Origin of the sequence: Pseudoclavibacter sp. RFBJ3 (genome assembly GCF_002931375.1) — a bacterium.
Taxonomy (GTDB): domain Bacteria; phylum Actinomycetota; class Actinomycetes; order Actinomycetales; family Microbacteriaceae; genus Pseudoclavibacter.
This window is the reverse complement of record NZ_PSXZ01000003.1, coordinates 37,195-53,163: the sequence shown is the minus strand read 5'-3', so window position 1 is coordinate 53,163 and position 15,969 is coordinate 37,195. Positions and strand designations below refer to the sequence as shown.

Annotated in this window: 13 protein-coding genes; 2 read left to right on the top strand and 11 right to left on the bottom strand. The window is 67.8% G+C overall.

Annotated features, from left to right (window positions below; all coding sequences use genetic code 11):
* Window positions 1-44 precede the first annotated feature (44 nt).
* The 10 genes from ilvC to C5E07_RS02585 all read right to left on the bottom strand — a co-directional run bounded on the left by ilvC (window position 45) and on the right by C5E07_RS02585 (window position 12,063).
* The gene (gene ilvC, locus C5E07_RS02630) at window positions 45-1,070 is read right to left on the bottom strand and encodes a ketol-acid reductoisomerase (RefSeq protein ID WP_104298333.1); all 1,026 of its coding nucleotides are present in this window, start codon (window positions 1,068-1,070) and stop codon (window positions 45-47) included.
* Between the two features lie 69 nt (window positions 1,071-1,139).
* Complete coding sequence (gene ilvN, locus C5E07_RS02625; RefSeq protein ID WP_104240428.1) at window positions 1,140-1,646, bottom strand: acetolactate synthase small subunit; 507 nt, start codon at window positions 1,644-1,646, stop codon at window positions 1,140-1,142.
* A 3-nt stretch (window positions 1,647-1,649) separates the two neighbouring features.
* A complete protein-coding gene (locus C5E07_RS02620) occupies window positions 1,650-3,455 on the bottom strand; it encodes an acetolactate synthase large subunit (RefSeq protein WP_104240427.1) in 1,806 nt (601 codons plus the stop codon).
* Window positions 3,456-3,517: 62 nt separating this feature from the next.
* Window positions 3,518-5,218, bottom strand: a complete 1,701-nt coding sequence (gene ilvD / locus C5E07_RS02615) for a dihydroxy-acid dehydratase (RefSeq protein ID WP_104240426.1) — start codon at window positions 5,216-5,218, stop codon at window positions 3,518-3,520.
* Window positions 5,219-5,268: 50 nt separating this feature from the next.
* Complete coding sequence (gene mnhG / locus C5E07_RS02610; protein WP_104298332.1) at window positions 5,269-5,766, bottom strand: monovalent cation/H(+) antiporter subunit G; 498 nt, start codon at window positions 5,764-5,766, stop codon at window positions 5,269-5,271.
* Window positions 5,753-6,037, bottom strand: a complete 285-nt coding sequence (locus tag C5E07_RS02605) for a monovalent cation/H+ antiporter complex subunit F (protein ID WP_104240424.1) — start codon at window positions 6,035-6,037, stop codon at window positions 5,753-5,755. Before C5E07_RS02605 ends, mnhG begins: the two co-directional genes overlap by 14 nt.
* Window positions 6,037-6,744 (bottom strand): Na+/H+ antiporter subunit E, encoded by a 708-nt coding sequence (locus C5E07_RS02600; protein WP_104298331.1) that lies wholly within the window; start codon window positions 6,742-6,744, stop codon window positions 6,037-6,039. The genes C5E07_RS02605 and C5E07_RS02600 overlap by 1 nt, the downstream gene beginning before the upstream one ends.
* Window positions 6,741-8,306 (bottom strand): Na+/H+ antiporter subunit D, encoded by a 1,566-nt coding sequence (locus tag C5E07_RS02595; protein ID WP_104240422.1) that lies wholly within the window; start codon window positions 8,304-8,306, stop codon window positions 6,741-6,743. Before C5E07_RS02595 ends, C5E07_RS02600 begins: the two co-directional genes overlap by 4 nt.
* Entirely contained in the window at window positions 8,303-8,989 is a 687-nt protein-coding gene (locus C5E07_RS02590; protein WP_219820114.1) for a Na(+)/H(+) antiporter subunit C, read from the bottom strand. The genes C5E07_RS02595 and C5E07_RS02590 overlap by 4 nt, the downstream gene beginning before the upstream one ends.
* Window positions 8,986-12,063 (bottom strand): Na+/H+ antiporter subunit A, encoded by a 3,078-nt coding sequence (locus tag C5E07_RS02585; protein ID WP_104298330.1) that lies wholly within the window; start codon window positions 12,061-12,063, stop codon window positions 8,986-8,988. The genes C5E07_RS02590 and C5E07_RS02585 overlap by 4 nt, the downstream gene beginning before the upstream one ends.
* A gap of 97 nt (window positions 12,064-12,160) precedes the next feature.
* Here C5E07_RS02585 and C5E07_RS02580 point away from each other — a divergent pair, with 97 nt between their 5' ends.
* Both C5E07_RS02580 and C5E07_RS02575 read left to right on the top strand, forming a co-directional pair.
* Window positions 12,161-13,387: a DUF418 domain-containing protein gene (locus C5E07_RS02580; protein WP_146080483.1), complete on the top strand. Its 1,227-nt coding sequence runs from the start codon at window positions 12,161-12,163 to the stop codon at window positions 13,385-13,387.
* A gap of 28 nt (window positions 13,388-13,415) precedes the next feature.
* Window positions 13,416-14,381 carry a magnesium transporter CorA family protein gene (locus tag C5E07_RS02575; RefSeq protein WP_181057747.1) on the top strand — a complete coding sequence of 322 codons (966 nt, stop codon included), beginning with the start codon at window positions 13,416-13,418 and terminating at the stop codon, window positions 14,379-14,381.
* 112 nt (window positions 14,382-14,493) lie between these two features.
* Here the strand turns inward: C5E07_RS02575 and C5E07_RS02570 are convergent, their stop codons facing one another.
* A complete protein-coding gene (locus C5E07_RS02570) occupies window positions 14,494-15,873 on the bottom strand; it encodes a cation:dicarboxylate symporter family transporter (protein ID WP_104240417.1) in 1,380 nt (459 codons plus the stop codon).
* Window positions 15,874-15,969 lie beyond the last annotated feature (96 nt).

The following is a 15,969-nucleotide window of genomic DNA, read 5'->3' as shown; positions in this document are numbered from 1 at the left end:
GGGCCGGCCCCGTGCAGTTCAGGACTGCGGACGGCTGGTGACGCTTAGCGCGCGACCTGTCCGTCGACGTAGTCGCTGTCGGTCTGCTTCCAGGCGAAGAGCTTGCGCAGCTCCTGGCCGGTCTTCTCGATGGGGTGCGACTCGCCCTTCTTGCGGAACTCGGCGAACTCGACGCCGCCGTTGTCCTGGTCGTCGATGAAGCGCTTCGCGAAGGCGCCGGACTGGATGTCGGCGAGAACGGCCTGCATGTTCTCCTTGACGCTCGGGTCGATGACGCGCGGGCCGGAGACGTAGTCGCCGAACTCCGCCGTGTCGGAGACCGACCAGCGCTGCTTGGCGATGCCGCCCTCCCAGATGAGGTCGACGATGAGCTTCAGCTCGTGGAGCACCTCGAAGTAGGCGATCTCGGGCTGGTAGCCAGCCTCGGTGAGCGTCTCGAAGCCGTACTGGATGAGCTGCGACGTGCCGCCGCAGAGCACAGCCTGCTCGCCGAAGAGGTCGGTCTCGGTCTCCTCCGTGAAGGTCGTCTTGATGACGCCTGCACGGGTTCCGCCGATGGCGGCGGCGTAGGAGAGCGCGGTCGCCCAGGCGGTGCCCGACGCGTCGTTCTCGACGGCGATGATGTCCGGGATGCCGCGGCCCGCGACGAACTCGCGGCGCACCGTGTGGCCGGGGGCCTTCGGGGCGACGAGGATCACGTCGACGCCGTCGGGGGCGTCGATGTAGCCGAAGCGGATGTTGAAGCCGTGGGCGAACGCGAGCGTCTTGCCCTCGGTGAGCTTGTCCTTGACGCTGTCCGTGTAGATGGAGCGCTGGTGCTGGTCGGGGGCGAGGATCATGATGACGTCGGCCCACTCAGCTGCATCCGCAACGTTGAGGACCTCGAAGCCATCTTCCTGGGCCTTGGGGGCCGACTTGGAGCCGTCCTTCAGGCCGATCTTGACCTCGACGCCGGAGTCGCGAAGGTTCTGCGCGTGGGCGTGGCCCTGCGAGCCGTAGCCGACGACGGCTACCTTCTTGCTCTGGATGATGCTCAGGTCTGCGTCGGTGTCATACAGGATTTCAGCCACTTGTGTGCTCCTTGATTGTTGGCGTTCTGGCGTTTGGGTGGTGCTGAGCGGATGCGCGCGACGCGAGGGTCAGCGCGCGACCCGCTCGGTCATGGATTTGGCGCCGCGCCCGACGGCCACGAGGCCCGACTGGACGATCTCGCGGATGCCGTACGGCTCGAGCACGCGCAGGAATGCCTGCACCTTGCCCGTGTCGCCCGTGGTCTCGATGACAAGCGCATCCGTCGCCACGTCGACGACGCGGGCCCGGAACAGGTTGACGGCTTCGATGACCTGCGAGCGCGTCGTCGCATCGACCTTGACCTTCACGAGGAGGTGCTCGCGCTGCACGGAGGCGTCGTATTCGAGCTCGACGATCTTGATGACGTTGATGAGCTTGTTGAGCTGCTTGGTCACCTGCTCGAGCGGGAACTCCTCGACGTCCACGACGACCGTGATGCGCGAGAGCCCTTCGACCTCGCTCGTTCCGACGGCGAGCGACTCGATGTTGAAGCCTCGGCGGGCGAACAGCCCGGCGACGCGCGTCAGGAGGCCCGGCTTGTCCTCGACGAGGAGGGAAAGTACGTGCTTCGACATGTTCTACTCCCCCTCGAAGGTCGGGCTGTGTTCCTTGGCGTACTGGACGAAGCTGTTCGAGACGCCCTGCGGCACCATCGGCCACACCATGGCGTCGGCGCTCACGACGAAGTCGATGACGACGCTGCGGTCGTTGGTCTCGAGTGCGAGCTTGATCGCGGCGTCGATCTCCTCCTCCTTCGTGACGCGGATGCCGAGCGCCCCGTAGGCGTCGGCGAGCTTCACGAAGTCGGGGATGCGGACCGTCTCGTGCCCCGTGTTGAGGTCGGTGTTCGAGTGGCGTCCGTCGTAGAAGAGCGTCTGCCACTGTCGCACCATGCCGAGCGACGAGTTGTTGATGATCGCGACCTTGATGGGGATGTCGTTGATCGCGCAGGTCGCGAGTTCCTGGTTGGTCATCTGGAAGCATCCGTCGCCGTCGATCGCCCACACCGTGCGGTGCGGTTCGGCGACCTTGGCGCCCATCGCAGCTGGGATGGCGTAGCCCATGGTGCCGGCGCCGCCGGAGTTGAGCCACGCGTTGGGGCGCTCGTACTTGACGAACTGCGCCGCCCACATCTGGTGCTGGCCGACGCCCGCCGCGTAGATGGCTTCGGGCCCGGTGAGCTCGCTGATGCGCTGGATGATGCGCTGCGGCGAGAGGAGGCCGTCGCTCGGCTCGGTGAAGCCGAGCGGGAATTCCGCCTTGAGGCCGTTGAGGTAGGTCCACCACTCTTCGAGGCGCGAGGCCTCCGCGGGAGCGTGGTCGGTGACGGCGGCGAGGAGGTCGATGGCGACCTCGCGCGCGTCGCCCACGATCGGCACGTCGGCCGTGCGGATCTTGGAGATCTCGGCGGGGTCGATGTCGACGTGGATGACCTTGGCGTTCGGCGCGAAGAGCGCCGACTTGCCGGTCACTCGGTCGTCGAAGCGGGCGCCGATCGTGATGAGCAGGTCTGCTTCCTGCAGCGAGAGCACGGCGGGCACCGTGCCGTGCATGCCGGGCATGCCGAGCATCTGCGGGTGCGAGTCGGGGAACGCGCCGCGTGCCATGAGCGTCGTGACGGCCGGCGCACCGGTCTTCTCGACGAGGCGCTGCACTTCGGCGGATGCACCGGAGCGGACGATACCGCCACCGAGGTAGAAGACGGGCTTCTTGGCCTGCGCGATGAGCTGCGCCGCGGCGAGGATCTGCTTGCCGTGCGCCTTCAGGACCGGGCGGTAGCCGGGCAGGTCGAGCTTCACCGGCCAGACGTACGGCGCCTTCTTCTGCTGCGCGTCCTTCGTGATGTCGACGAGCACTGGCCCGGGGCGACCGGTCGACGCGATGTGGTACGCCGCGGCGATGGCCGCCGGGATCTCCTCCGGCGTGCGGACGAGGATGCTGTGCTTCGTCACCGGCATGGTGATGCCGATGATGTCGGCCTCCTGGAAGGCGTCCGTTCCCATGAGGTGCGAGAACACCTGGCCGGTGATGGCGAGCAGCGGCACCGAGTCCATGTAGGCGTCGGCGATCGCGGTGACGAGGTTCGTGGCGCCTGGGCCGCTCGTCGCGATGCAGACGCCGGTGCGGCCGCTCGCCGAGGCGTAGCCCTCGGCGGCGTGGCCGGCGCCCTGCTCGTGGCGAACCAGGATGTGGCGGAGCTTGGTGCTGTCGAGGAGTGGGTCGTACACCTCGATGATGGCGCCACCCGGCAGTCCGAAGACGTCCGTGACCCCGAGGTTCTCGAGGGTGCGGACGACAGCCTGGGCTCCGGTCAGCATCTCGGGCTCGTGCCCAGCGGAGGGTGGTGACGCCGCGGCGATGCGGGCGGCAGTTTCCTGCGTCATGAGATCCGTTCTTCTTCGTACTCGATGAGTCGAGCGCGGTCGATGAGGGCCAGCCCTGAGGGCTAGCCCGTGGTCGCGCCCTCGGACGCGCTGCGAACGAGCTTCGAGTATTTCGCAAGCACGCCGCGCGTGAACTTCGGAGGGAGCGGTTCCCAGCCTTCTCGGCGGGAGGCGAGCTCAGCTTCGTCGACGAGTAGGTCGATCGAGCGAGCCGCGATGTCGACCCGAATCAGATCTCCACTGCGGACGAAAGCGATAGGACCTTGGTCGACCGCTTCCGGTGCAATGTGGCCGATGCACAGGCCGGTTGTGCCGCCTGAGAATCGTCCGTCCGTCAAGAGTAGTACATCCTTGCCGAGACCTGCGCCCTTGATGGCCGCCGTGATGGCGAGCATCTCGCGCATGCCCGGTCCGCCCTTCGGGCCTTCGTAGCGGATGACGATGACGTCGCCCGCTTCGATCTCGCCGTTCGTGAGGGCATCCATCGCGCCGCGCTCGCGCTCGAAGACACGCGCTGGCCCCTCGAAGACGTCCGCGTCGAAGCCGGCCGTCTTGACGACCGCGCCCTCGGGAGCGAGGGAGCCGTGCAGCACCGTGATGCCGCCGGTCGCGTGGATGGGGTTGCTGACCGTGTGCACGACGTCGCCGTCGACGGGGTCGGGATTGAGGTCGCGGAGGTTCTCGGCGAGCGTCTTGCCCGTCACCGTGAGCGCGTCGCCGTGCATGAGGCCCTCGTCGAGGAGCGCCTTCATGACGACGGGGATGCCGCCGTGGCGGTCGACGTCGTTCATGACGTACTTACCGAAGGGCTTCATGTCGGCGATGTGGGGAACCTTGTCGCCGATGCGGTTGAAGTCGTGCAGGGTGACGTCGACCTGCGCCTCGCGGGCGATCGCGAGGAGGTGGAGCACGACGTTGGTCGATCCGCCGAGTGCCATCGCGATCGCGATCGCGTTCTCGAAGGCCTCCTTCGTGAGGATGTCGCCCGTCGTGATGCCCTGGCGGAGCAGGTTGACCACTGCCTCGCCGGAGCGGTGGGCGAACGCGTCGCGGCGGCGGTCGGCCGATGCGGGGGCCGCCGAGCCCGGCAGGCTGAGGCCGAGGGCCTCGGCGACGGAGGCCATCGTGTTGGCCGTGTACATGCCACCGCAGGCGCCCTCGCCTGGCGCGAAGGCGCATTCGATGCGCTTCAGGTCGGACTCGGACATCTTGCCGGCCTTCGTGGCGCCGACCGCCTCGAAGGAGTCGATGATCGTGATGTCCTTCTCGGTGCCGTCCGAGAGCTTCACCCAGCCCGGCGCGATGGACCCCGCGTAGAGGAAGACGCTCGAGAGGTCGAGGCGTGCGGAAGCCATGAGCATCCCGGGGATCGACTTGTCGCATCCCGCGAGCAGGACCGTGCCGTCGAGGCGCTCGGCCATGACGACGGTCTCGACGGAGTCGGCGATGACCTCGCGCGAGACGAGCGAGAAGTGCATGCCCTCGTGGCCCATCGAAATGCCGTCGGAGACGGAGACGGTGCCGAACTGCAGCGGGTAGCCGCCGCCCGAGTGCACGCCCTCCTTCGCGCCCTGCGCGAGGCGGTTGAGGGAGAGGTTGCAGGGGGTGATCTCGTTCCACGAGGACGCGATGCCGATCTGCGGCTTGTCCCAGTCCTCGTCGCCCATGCCCACGGCGCGGAGCATGCCGCGCGACGTGGTGGCTTCGATGCCGTCGGTGACGACCCGACTGCGTGGCTTGATGTCGATTTCTGGCTCAGGCATGCCCGCCATTCTACGCCGCGGCGACGGCCGGGCAGTGCCGTCGCGACAGGCTACTTCTCGCCGTGCCCGAGGCCCTCGTGCTCGGGTGCCGGCTCTCGTTCCGGCTGGCCGGTCCGGACGGCGTGCGCCCGAGTCAGTTCGTCGTCCGTGCGGCGCTGCGCGCTTTCGACGGCGGCCGCGAGCTCGTCGGCGTACAGGGGCACGTTGTCGAACTGCCTGCTGCGGTAGCCGGCTCGCGCGAGCATCGTCGCACCCGCCGGGGTCGTCAGCATCTGGAAGAACATGATCGGGATGAGGAACAGGATCGTCGGCAGGTGCGTCTGCTGGACGGCGAGGCCGATGAGCAGGAACATGAGCCCGGCGATCTGCGGCTTCGTCTGCGCGTGCATGCGCATGAGCACGTCGGAGAAGCGCATGAGGCCGACGCCCGCGGCGAGCGACAGCAGCGCGCCGAGGCCGAGGCAGACGAGGGAGATGACGTCGAGGATCTCGAGTGGCCCCTCGGTGAGGAGCCCCCCGGATGCGAGAAGCGGGTCAGAAGCGCTCACTGGCGTTCGCCTCCTGCCTGGTGACGTGCCTGGCCACTGCGACCGAGGCGATGAATGCGGTCATCGCGAGCGCGAGGACCAGCGGGAGGGTGTCCGTGTGTCCGCGGATGATCATGTCGGCGACGAGCACGCAGATGAGGATCGTGAGGAGCGCGTCGGACGCGACCATGCGGTCGATGATGGAGGGGCCGCGGATGATGCGGATCACCGCGAGCAGCGCGGCGACCGCGAACATCGTGCCGAAGATCCAGACGAGCACGTCGACGACCATCACTTGTTCCCCTCCGGAGCCGTTGAGCGGCTGCCCGCCGCGCCCTCGACGAAGACGGGCATGTCGTGCGCGAACTGCTTGTCGCGGATGCCCTCGTGCTTCTTCTGCGCTGGCGACTGGCCGATGGGGCCGAGGCCGCGGCGCACCCGGTCGCGGTTGACTCGCCAGAGGTCGTCGCGTGTGCCCAGGGCGAGCGCGAGGCCCTCCTCGACGTCGAGCGCGAGCGCCTTGACGGACTCGACGGCCTCGTCGGTGGAGGCATCGAGCACGTGCAGGTACAGCACGGAGTGCATCCGGTCGACCTCGACGACCATGGAGCCGGGGATGAGCATGTTCACCTCGGCGGTGAGGGTGAGCACGAAGTCGCTGCGCGTGCGCAGCTGCACCGAGACCACGGAGCCGAGTGGCGGCTTCGCGGGCCGGAACGCGAGCCACGCGACGATGAGGGATGCGCTCACGAGGCGGTAGAGGAACTTCACGAAGAAGACGAGACTCCACCACAGGTTGATGCGACCCGAGAGGTCGACCGCCGGCAGGTAGAAGACCTCGACGATGATGACCGAGAAGATGATCCCGGTGACGACGCTGATGACGTCGACGTGCCCCCACAGCACCAGCCAGAACGCGACGAGCGCGAGCAGCAGCGGCAGCTGGACGAGGATGGCGTGGCGCCTCGGCTTGCGGGCGCTGACGTCTTTCACCTTCATGGCTTGAGCACCTCCCCGTTGGAGACCGAGCTGATGTACTCGGCGGGTACCAGGTCGAACGCGGCCGTCTCGGACCATTCGTAGATGGGGCCGGCGAAGACCGTGATGGCGACGCTCACGGCGACCATGGTGGTCGTCGCGATCGTCATGAGGCGCGACGAGGACTTCGTCTCGGTCACGACGGCGGACTCGGGGGTGTCGGAGATGCGCTCCGTCATGGGCGACGAGAAGTCGACGACCTGCTCCTGCGTGCGCCAGAAGCCGAGGTTCCAGACGCGGATGAGGGCGTAGAGCGTCAGGAGGCTCGTCACGGCACCCGCGCCGATGAGCACGTAGCTGAGCACGCTGCCCTCCGCCGCGCCAGCGGTGAAGAGGCCGACCTTGCCGATGAAGCCCGAGAACGGCGGGATGCCGCCGAGGTTGAGCATCGGGATGAAGAACAGCACCGCCACGAACGGCGCGCGCTTGAGCATCCCGCCCAGGTGCGTGAGCGAGGACGAGCCCGCGATGCGCTCGATGAGACCCGTGACGAGGAACAGCGCCGTCTGCACGATGATGTGGTGGACGATGTAGAACACCGTCGCGGCGTCACCGAGCTCCGTGCCGAGCGCGACGCCGAAGATCATGTAGCCGATGTGGCTGACGAGCGTGAACGACAGCATTCGTCGGATGCCCGCCTGCGCCACGGCGCCGAGGATGCCGACGACCATCGTCAGCAGCGCTATGACCATGAGCAGCACGGAGATGTCGTTGTCCCAGAACAGCAGGGTCTCGGTGCGCAGGATGGCGTACACGCCCACCTTGGTGAGCAGGCCCGCGAACACGGCCGTCACCGGTGCTGGCGCCGACGGGTACGAGTCCGGCAGCCAGAAGGACAGTGGGAAGAGCGCCGCCTTGATGGCGAACGCGATGAGGAGCGGCATGTGCAGCATGAGCTGCACGTCCTGCGGCAGCTCGGCCATCCGCACGGCGATCTCCGCGAAGTTCACGGTGCCGACTGCGCCGTAGATGAGGGCGATCGAGCCGAGGAAGATGAACGAGGACACGAGGCTGACGACGATGTACGTCACGCCCGCCTTGATGCGCTCCGTCGTGCCGCCGAGCGTGATGAGCACGAAGCTCGACACGAGGAGGATCTCGAAGCCCACGAACATGTTGAAGAGGTCGCCGGCGATGAACGCGTTGTAGACGCCTGCCGCCAGCACGAGGTAGGTGGGGTAGAAGATGGAGACGGGCGTCTCGTCGTCGCCGTCCGCTGCGCCCTGTCCGATGGAGAACGCCATGACGGCGAGCAGCACGATGCTCGTGACGAGCACGAGCATCGCCGACAGCTGGTCGACGACCAGCGAGATGCCGAAGGGGGCGAGCCAGCCGCCGCCCTGCACGACGAGCGCCTCACCCGAGGTGTTGACGGCTACGAGCAGGCCGATGCTCACGACGAGTGCGAGCACGAGCGTTGCCTGGGCCAGGAAGATCTGGAGGCGAGCCGCGCGAGCCGCGGTCAGCGTGAGGGCCGCTCCGATGAGCGGCACGAGCACGATGAGGGGAACGAGCCAGGTCATGAGCGGTCCCCCCTCCCTGCGTCGTCGTGCGGTTCGGCGTGGTCGTCGGTGCCGGAGTCGAGTCCGACCTCGCGAGCACCGTCGGGCTGCGAGCCCTGCTCGGCTTCCGCATCCTGCTCGCCGGCCCGGAACTCCTCGAGCTCCTCGTGCCGGTTGCTCGGCTCGGTGGCCTTGAGCGATGCCTCGGCGAAGCTGTCCTTGCCCGAGCCGGGTTTCGGCCCCCCGCCCATGGTGATGCGGGCGGTCGAGACCGCCGCTTCCGCGTACTCCCCGAACTCCGTGTCGCCCGAGTCGTCCTCGTCGAACTCCTCGTCGTCCTGAGACAGGTCGGCCGTGCGCATCGCGATGTCCTCTTCGTCGTCGCTCACGGTGTCGGCCTGCGCCAGGCGCCACGAGCGGTAGATGAGGGCGAGCATGAAGGCCGTCACGCCGAAGGTGATGACGATGGCCGTGAGGATGAACGCCTGTGGGATCGGGTCGGAGTAGTCCTCCGGCGCGACATCAGGGTCGTAGATGGGGGCGAGGCCGAAGCTGCCCGACATGAAGAAGAGCAGGATGTTCGTGGCGTTGCCGACGAGCAGGATCCCGAGGAGCATGCGCGTGAGGCTGCGCTCGAGGAGCAGGTAGACGCCGCACGTGTAGAGCGCGGCCATGCCGACGAGGAGCACGAGGGACAGGGTCATGAGCGGGTCACCTCCTCGGATTCGACGGGTTCGATATCTGACTGAACGGCTTCGACCTCTTCGTTGACGCGGGCGAGCGCCCCCGTGTTGTAGCCCGTCTCGCCACCGTCCGGGGTCTCGCCCTGGAGACCGTCGTGCTCGGCAGCCGAGTCGGAGTCCGGGGACGCATCCTGTTCGATCTGCAGGTCGATCTCCGAACCGAGGGAGCGCAGGATGTCGATGACCAGCGCGATGACGATGAGGTAGACGCCGATGTCGAAGACGGTCGACGTGACGAAGACGAACTGGCCGATGCCGGGGATGTCCTGGTCGATCCACGAGGAGGTGAAGGGCGCCTGGCCGAAGAAGATCGGCACGAGCGCCGTGAGCGTCGCGAGCAGGAACCCGATGCCGAGCAGCCGACCCGCATCCACCTTCACTGCCTCATCGAGCTCGGCCCTACCGCCGGCCAGGTAGCGCGCGGCGAGCGCGAGGCTCGCGACGGCGCCGCCCGCGAAACCGCCACCCGGGGTGTTGTGACCGGTGAAGAGGAGGAAGAGGGACGCGATGAGCAGCGCGTGGAACACGAGCCGCACGACGACCTCGAGGATGATCGAGCGGTTGTTCGGGGCGAGCGACTTCCCGGCGATGAGCCAGACCTTGCGGCGCTCCCCCTGCAGCTTGTCTGCCTTGCCGAGCTTCTGGCCGGCGGCGCTCACGGCCGCGAGGTCGATGGGCTCGGTGACGGGGCGGGAGGCGCGCAGGAAGCGCGGGCCGCGGGCGGCGTCCACCCGCGAGCGGCCGCGGTTGTTGAGGTAGACGAGGCTCGCGACGCCCGTGGCGGCGGCGATGAGGACGGAGAGCTCCCCCATCGTGTCCCAGCCGCGGATGTCGACGAGCGTGACGTTGACGATGTTCGAGCCGTGCCCGCCCTTGAAGGCGAACTCGGGGAAGAACAGCGAGTCGGGGGAAGCCTGGCGGGAGGCGAGCGCGATCCAGGCGACGATGGCCATGACGATCCCGACGGAGCCGCCGATGAGCCAGCGCAGCCACGACGGCGGGTTCTTGAGCGCCTTGCCGTGGCGTGCCGGGAGCCGGCGCAGCACGAGCACGAACACGACGAGCGTGATGGTCTCGATGAGCGCCTGCGTGATCGCGAGGTCCGGGGCGCCGGAGAGCGCGAAGAGCCCCGCCATGCCGTAGCCGGTGACGCCCACGAGGATGACGCCCTGGAAGCGCTTCTCCGAGCTCGTCACGAAGAACGCGGCGAGGATCATGATCAGGATGATCGCGATCTCCTGCCAGCGGATCTCGGTCTCGAACGCGGGCACCGGGGTGTCCATCGTGACGAGCGTGAAGACGGAGGCGACGACGAACATGATGAAGATCGACGCGAGGTAGAAGGGCAGCGAGCCGCGCTGGGTGGTCGCGGTGGTGCGGGCGGCGATGACGTCGACGACGCGCATCGTGGTCCAGTAGCCGCGCGACGACTCGATGAGCGGCGGCACTTTCGCCTGGGCGCGGGCGACGGGCGCCCGCCAGAGGAAGAGCAGGCCACCGAGGATGAAGGTGCCGATGGTGATGAACAGCGCTGGCTCGAATCCGTGCCACAGGGCCAGGTAGTACGGCTTGGCGCCCGGCATCTCCGGCAGCGTGTCCGCGTACATCGCGAGCACGGGGTCGACGAGGCCGGAGGCGAAGCCGAGGCCGAGCGAGGCGGCGACGAGGATGAGCGGGGAGAACATGAAGTCGAGGTGCTCTGGCACGTAGCGCACGCGCTCGACCTCGGGCTTCGACGCGAAGGCGCCGTAGAGGAAGCGGGCCGAGTAGGCGACCGTGAACACGGTGCCGATGATGACGCCGACAAGTGCGACCCAGCCCCACATGTTGCCTGCCTCGCCCGCCTCGAGGAGGGCCGTGAGGATGGCCTCCTTGGCCACGAACGTGAACATCGGGGGCACGCCGGCCATGGCGGCGATCGCCAGCGCTGTCATCCAGAACAGCACGGGTGCGGCCTTCGCGAGGCCGGAGAGCTTGCGGATGTCGCGGGTTCCCGTGCGGTGGTCGATCATGCCGACGATGAGGAACAGCGCGGCCTTGAAGCACGCGTGGGCGATGACCATGGCGAGGCCCGCGAGCGCCGCGTCCCGCGTGCCGAAGGCGACGACGATGGTCATGAAGCCGAGCTGGCTGACGGTGCCGTAGGCGAGGATCAGCTTGAGGTCGTGCTGGCGCAGCGAACGCCACCCGCCGATGAGCATCGTCGCGATGCCGATCGTGACGAGCACCTCGCGCCAGCCGGGCATCTCCGCGTAGCCGGGTGCGAGGCGCGCGATGAGGTAGATGCCGGCCTTCACCATGGCCGCGGCGTGCAGGTACGCGCTCACCGGGGTGGGCGCGGCCATCGCGGCGGGGAGCCAGAAGTGGAACGGCGCGAGGGCCGACTTCGTGACGGCGCCCGCGAGCACGAGCATGATGGCCGTGATGGTGAAGCCGTCGAACTCGGGCGGGTTCGCGATGATCCCGGACAGCAGCGACGTGCCGGTCGAGGCGTGCAGCATGACGAGGCCGACGAGCATGGCGAGGCCGCCGAGCGTCGTCACGAGCAGCGCCTGCATCGCGGCACCGCGGCTCGCGCGCTTCGACGAGTAGTGCCCGATGAGCAGGAAGGAGAGCACGCTCGTCGCTTCCCAGAAGATGAAGAGGAGATAGATGTCGTCGGCGAGCACGAGGCCGAACATGACGCCGGCGAAGGCGAGCAGCACCGCGGCGAAGCGGCCGATGTCGGGCTCGTCCGGCTTGAAGTAGCGGCCGCAGTAGACGAGCACCAGCGAGCCGATTCCCGTGACGATGAGCGTCATGACCCAGGCGAGCACGTCCATCCGCATGGCGATGGCGATGTCGATCTGCGGGATCCAGGGGATGCTCTCGACGAGCACCTCGCCACTCAGGATGCGCGGACCGAGCAGCGCGGTCCAGACGAAGGCGACGGCGGGGATGGCGGCGGCGACGAGGAACGTCACGTTCCGGAGCCACCTGTGGAGCACCGGAATGAGGATGCTCGCGCCGAGGAAGATAGCCAGGAACGCGATCATTCGGCCTCCTGGAGCTCATGCAGCGGTGTGGACAGATTTATTTTACCTGGCAGTTGACTGCGTGTGTGCCGAATGCCGTTCTCGGTAGCGTGTGAGCATGCAGCTCTCACCGCCAGGACTCCAGCCCACGGCGACTCAGGCGCGTGCTCTCGCGCCGGATGCGGCTCGAGGTTTCGCCCTCCTCTTCATCGCGATCGCGAACCTCACCGTGTACCTGTACGGCAGGGAGCAGGGCATCCTGTTCCGCCCACTGGACCCTGGCGTCGGCGACCGCATCGCCGATGTCCTCGGTGCGCTCTTCATCGACAACCGCAGCTTCCCCCTCTTCTCGCTGCTGTTCGCGTACGGCTTGCATCAGCTCGTCACCCGCGAGGAGCGCAGGGGCACGCCCTGGCCGGTGGTGCGCGGGCTCCTCGCGAAGCGCAACACGTGGTTGTTCGTGTTCGGCGCCCTCCACGGGCTTCTCCTCTTCATGGGCGACATCATGCACACGTACGCCCTCGCAGGCTTCGTCCTCATCCTGCTGATGCGCTCACCGAGCTGGGTACTCTGGCTCGTCTTCGGCATCACCGCCCCGCTTGCCATCGCGTTCGGCAGCGGCGACGGGGCTGCGGCATCCGGACTCAGCGAGATGGAGACGGGGGCGGTCGTCCAGATGCCGTCGGTCCTGAGCGAGACGTTCCTGGACGCGCAGGCCGCGCGCGTGGGTGAGTTCCTGCCGTTCCTGGCGTTCGCGCCGCTGACCGTGCTCGGGGTCCTCCCGCCCATGATGCTCGGCCTCATCATGGCGAGGCATCAGCTCCTCGAGCGCCCGTGGGAGCACGCTCGCGCCGTGCGTCTCATCGCGACGGCCGGTGTCGCGGCGGCCGTCATCGGCGGGATCCCGTTCGCCCTGGGGCTCGCGTTCGGCTTCGAGCCTGGCCCGGTGTGGTTCCTGGCCGGGTCGCTGCACTCCGCCACCGGCATCCTGGCCGGGGCTGGCTACGCGGCGCTCTTCGCCCTCATCGTCGCCCGCAGCCAGCAGGCCGGGACCGCGCCAGGCCCCATCGTCGGGGCACTGACCGCCCTCGGGCGCCGCTCCATGTCCGGCTACCTGGCACAGTCCGTCATCTTCCTGCTCCTCATGCCCGCCTGGTCGCTCGGTCTGGGTGGCACGGTCGGCACCGGTGGCGCGTTCCTCATCGGGGCCGGTGCCTGGCTCGTGACGCTCCTCGGCGCCGTCCTGCTCGAGCGGGCTGGCAAGGCGGGACCGGCCGAGTGGGCTATCCGCAGACTCAGCTACGGCAAGCCTCCCGCGAGCGTCGCACAGCCCCCGCACAGCTGACGCCAGCCGCGGTCGTACGATGAGCCGCATGCAGACGAAGAGGCTCTACCGCGAAGGAAAGCGAGTCGAGGGTGAGCATTCGCTGACGGCCCTCGCCGAGCACCGAGCATCCGCGAACTGCACCGTCTGGGTCGACCTGACGCTCGACGAGGAGGGTGCCCTCGACGAACTGGCGACGCTCCTCGACCTGCACCAGCTCGCGGTCGAGGACGCGCGGTCCCACCTCGAGCGGCCACGGCTCGCGAGATTCGATTCGCACCTCCTGCTGACGCTCTCGGCGTCGGAGTGCGACGAGGAGGGCGCGGTCGAGATCTCGCGGCTGACGGCCTTCATCCTGCCAGGCATCCTCGTCACCGTGCACGAGGATCGCTTCCCCATCGACGCGGTCGCGACGCGGCTCGACGACAACGAGGAGCTCTCCACCTACGGGGTCCCGTGGCTCGTGTGGGCGCTGCTCGACATCGTCGTCGACAGCCACACCGACTCGGTCGAGCGGCTCGACGAGGTCATCGAGGCGCTCAGCGACGGCCTCTTCAGCGAACGGCCCGACACCAGCGAGGTGCAGCGGCGCGCATTCACCCTGCGCCGCAGCGTCTCCAAGCTGCGCCACGCGACGCTCCCCCTCAAAGAGGTCATCACCCTCCTCATCCACCAGGGAGAGGAGAAGGTGGCGCCGGAGCTGCACCCCTACTTCGCCGACGTCGGAGACCATGCCGGCCTTGCCGCCGACTGGTCGGAGACGCTCGCCGACCACATCTCGACGGCCATCGAGACCAGCATCGCCCTCCAGGGCAACAAGATGAACGAGATCATGAAGAAGGTCACGGGCTGGGCGGCGATCATCGCCGTCCCGACTGCCATCACGGGCTTCTTCGGCATGAACGTCGACTTCCCCGGCCACGACCAGGTCGAGGGCCTCATCGCGTCCATCGCCCTCGTCATCGGCTCCTCCGTCGTGCTCTACATCGTGTTCAAGAGGCGCGACTGGCTGTAGGCGCGACTGCGAGCAGACAGACCTGTGGGGTGCGCATCCGGTTCTCGCGAAACGGATGCACACCCCACAGGTCTGCGTGCGCGGGCCGCCCCAGCCGACCGCGCCGAGAGGCCTACGCGGTCGCGCGCTCCTGGTCGATGACCTGCGCGCTCTTCGCGTCACGGGAGTGGTCGGTCGAGCCGTGCACGTCCTCGTTCATGGTCGCCTCGTCGAAGGGGGCGCCTCCGCTGAGCACGAGGTCGACGCGCTGCTTGTCGATCTCCTTCGTCCACGTTCCGACGAGCACCGTCGCGACGGCGTTGCCCGTGAAGTTCGTGAGGGCACGGGCCTCCGACATGAAGCGGTCGATGCCGACGATCACGCCGACGCCATCCACGAGGTCGGGGCGGTGAGCCTGCAGTCCGCCGGCGAGCGTCGCGAGGCCAGCACCGGTCACACCGGCGGCGCCCTTCGAGGCGATCATCATGAAGACCAGCAGCGACACCTGCTCGCCGATCGAGAGCGGCGTGCCCATCGCGCTGGCGATGAACAGCGACGCCATCGTCAGGTAGATGGCCGTGCCGTCCAGGTTGAAGGAGTAACCGGTCGGGATCGTGATGCCGGCGACCGACTTCGAGACGCCCACGTGCTCCATCTTCGCGATGAGGCGGGGCAGCGCGACCTCGCTCGACGACGTCGACACGATGAGGAGGTACTCGCGGCCGAGGAACTTCATGAGCTTGAAGATGTTGACGCGGGCCACGAGCCACAGCAGCGAGCCGAGCACCACGACGATGAACAGCGCGCACGTGATGTAGAAGGCGATCATGAGCGTGCCGAGCGCGATGACCGCGTCGATGCCCGTCGCCCCCACGACCGCGGCGATGGCGCCGAACGCGCCGACCGGGGCAACCCACATGATCATGCCGAGCACACGGAAGACGAGCGCCTGGATCTGCGCGATCGCGTCGATGATGGGCGCCGCCTTCGTGCCCATCTTCTGCAGGCCGAAGCCGAGCAGCAGTGCCACGAACAGCACCTGCAGGATGCTGCCGTCCGTCAGCGACGAGAACAGCGACGTCGGGATGATGCCGAGGAGGAAGTCGGCCGTTCCCTCGCTCTTCGCCGCATCCGCCTCGTACGACGCGCTGGCGATGTTGAGGCCCTCACCCGGGTGGATGAAGTTGCCGACGACCATGCCGATGCCGAGGGCGAAGGTCGACATCGTGATGAAGTAGAGGAGCGCGAGCCCACCCACCTTGCCGACCGTCGCGGCCTTCGCGATGGAGCCGACGCCGAGCACGATCGTGCAGAAGATGATCGGGGCGATCATCATCTTGATGAGGGCGACGAACGCCTCGCCGACGGGCTTGAGCGCCTTCCCGAACTCCGGGAGGACGAGACCGACCGTGATGCCCGCGAGCACCGCGATGATGACGGCGATGTAGAGCCAGTGCGTCTTGTCGATGCCGCGCTTGCGCGGAGCCTTCTGGTCCTGAGATGTGAGCGCCATTGCTGTCTTCTCTCCTTTGAGGTCCGACGCGAGCTGCGTCGGGAACGATGGATCGAGCATCCGCTCCCCCACATGACCGCCGCGACTTGCGTTCAT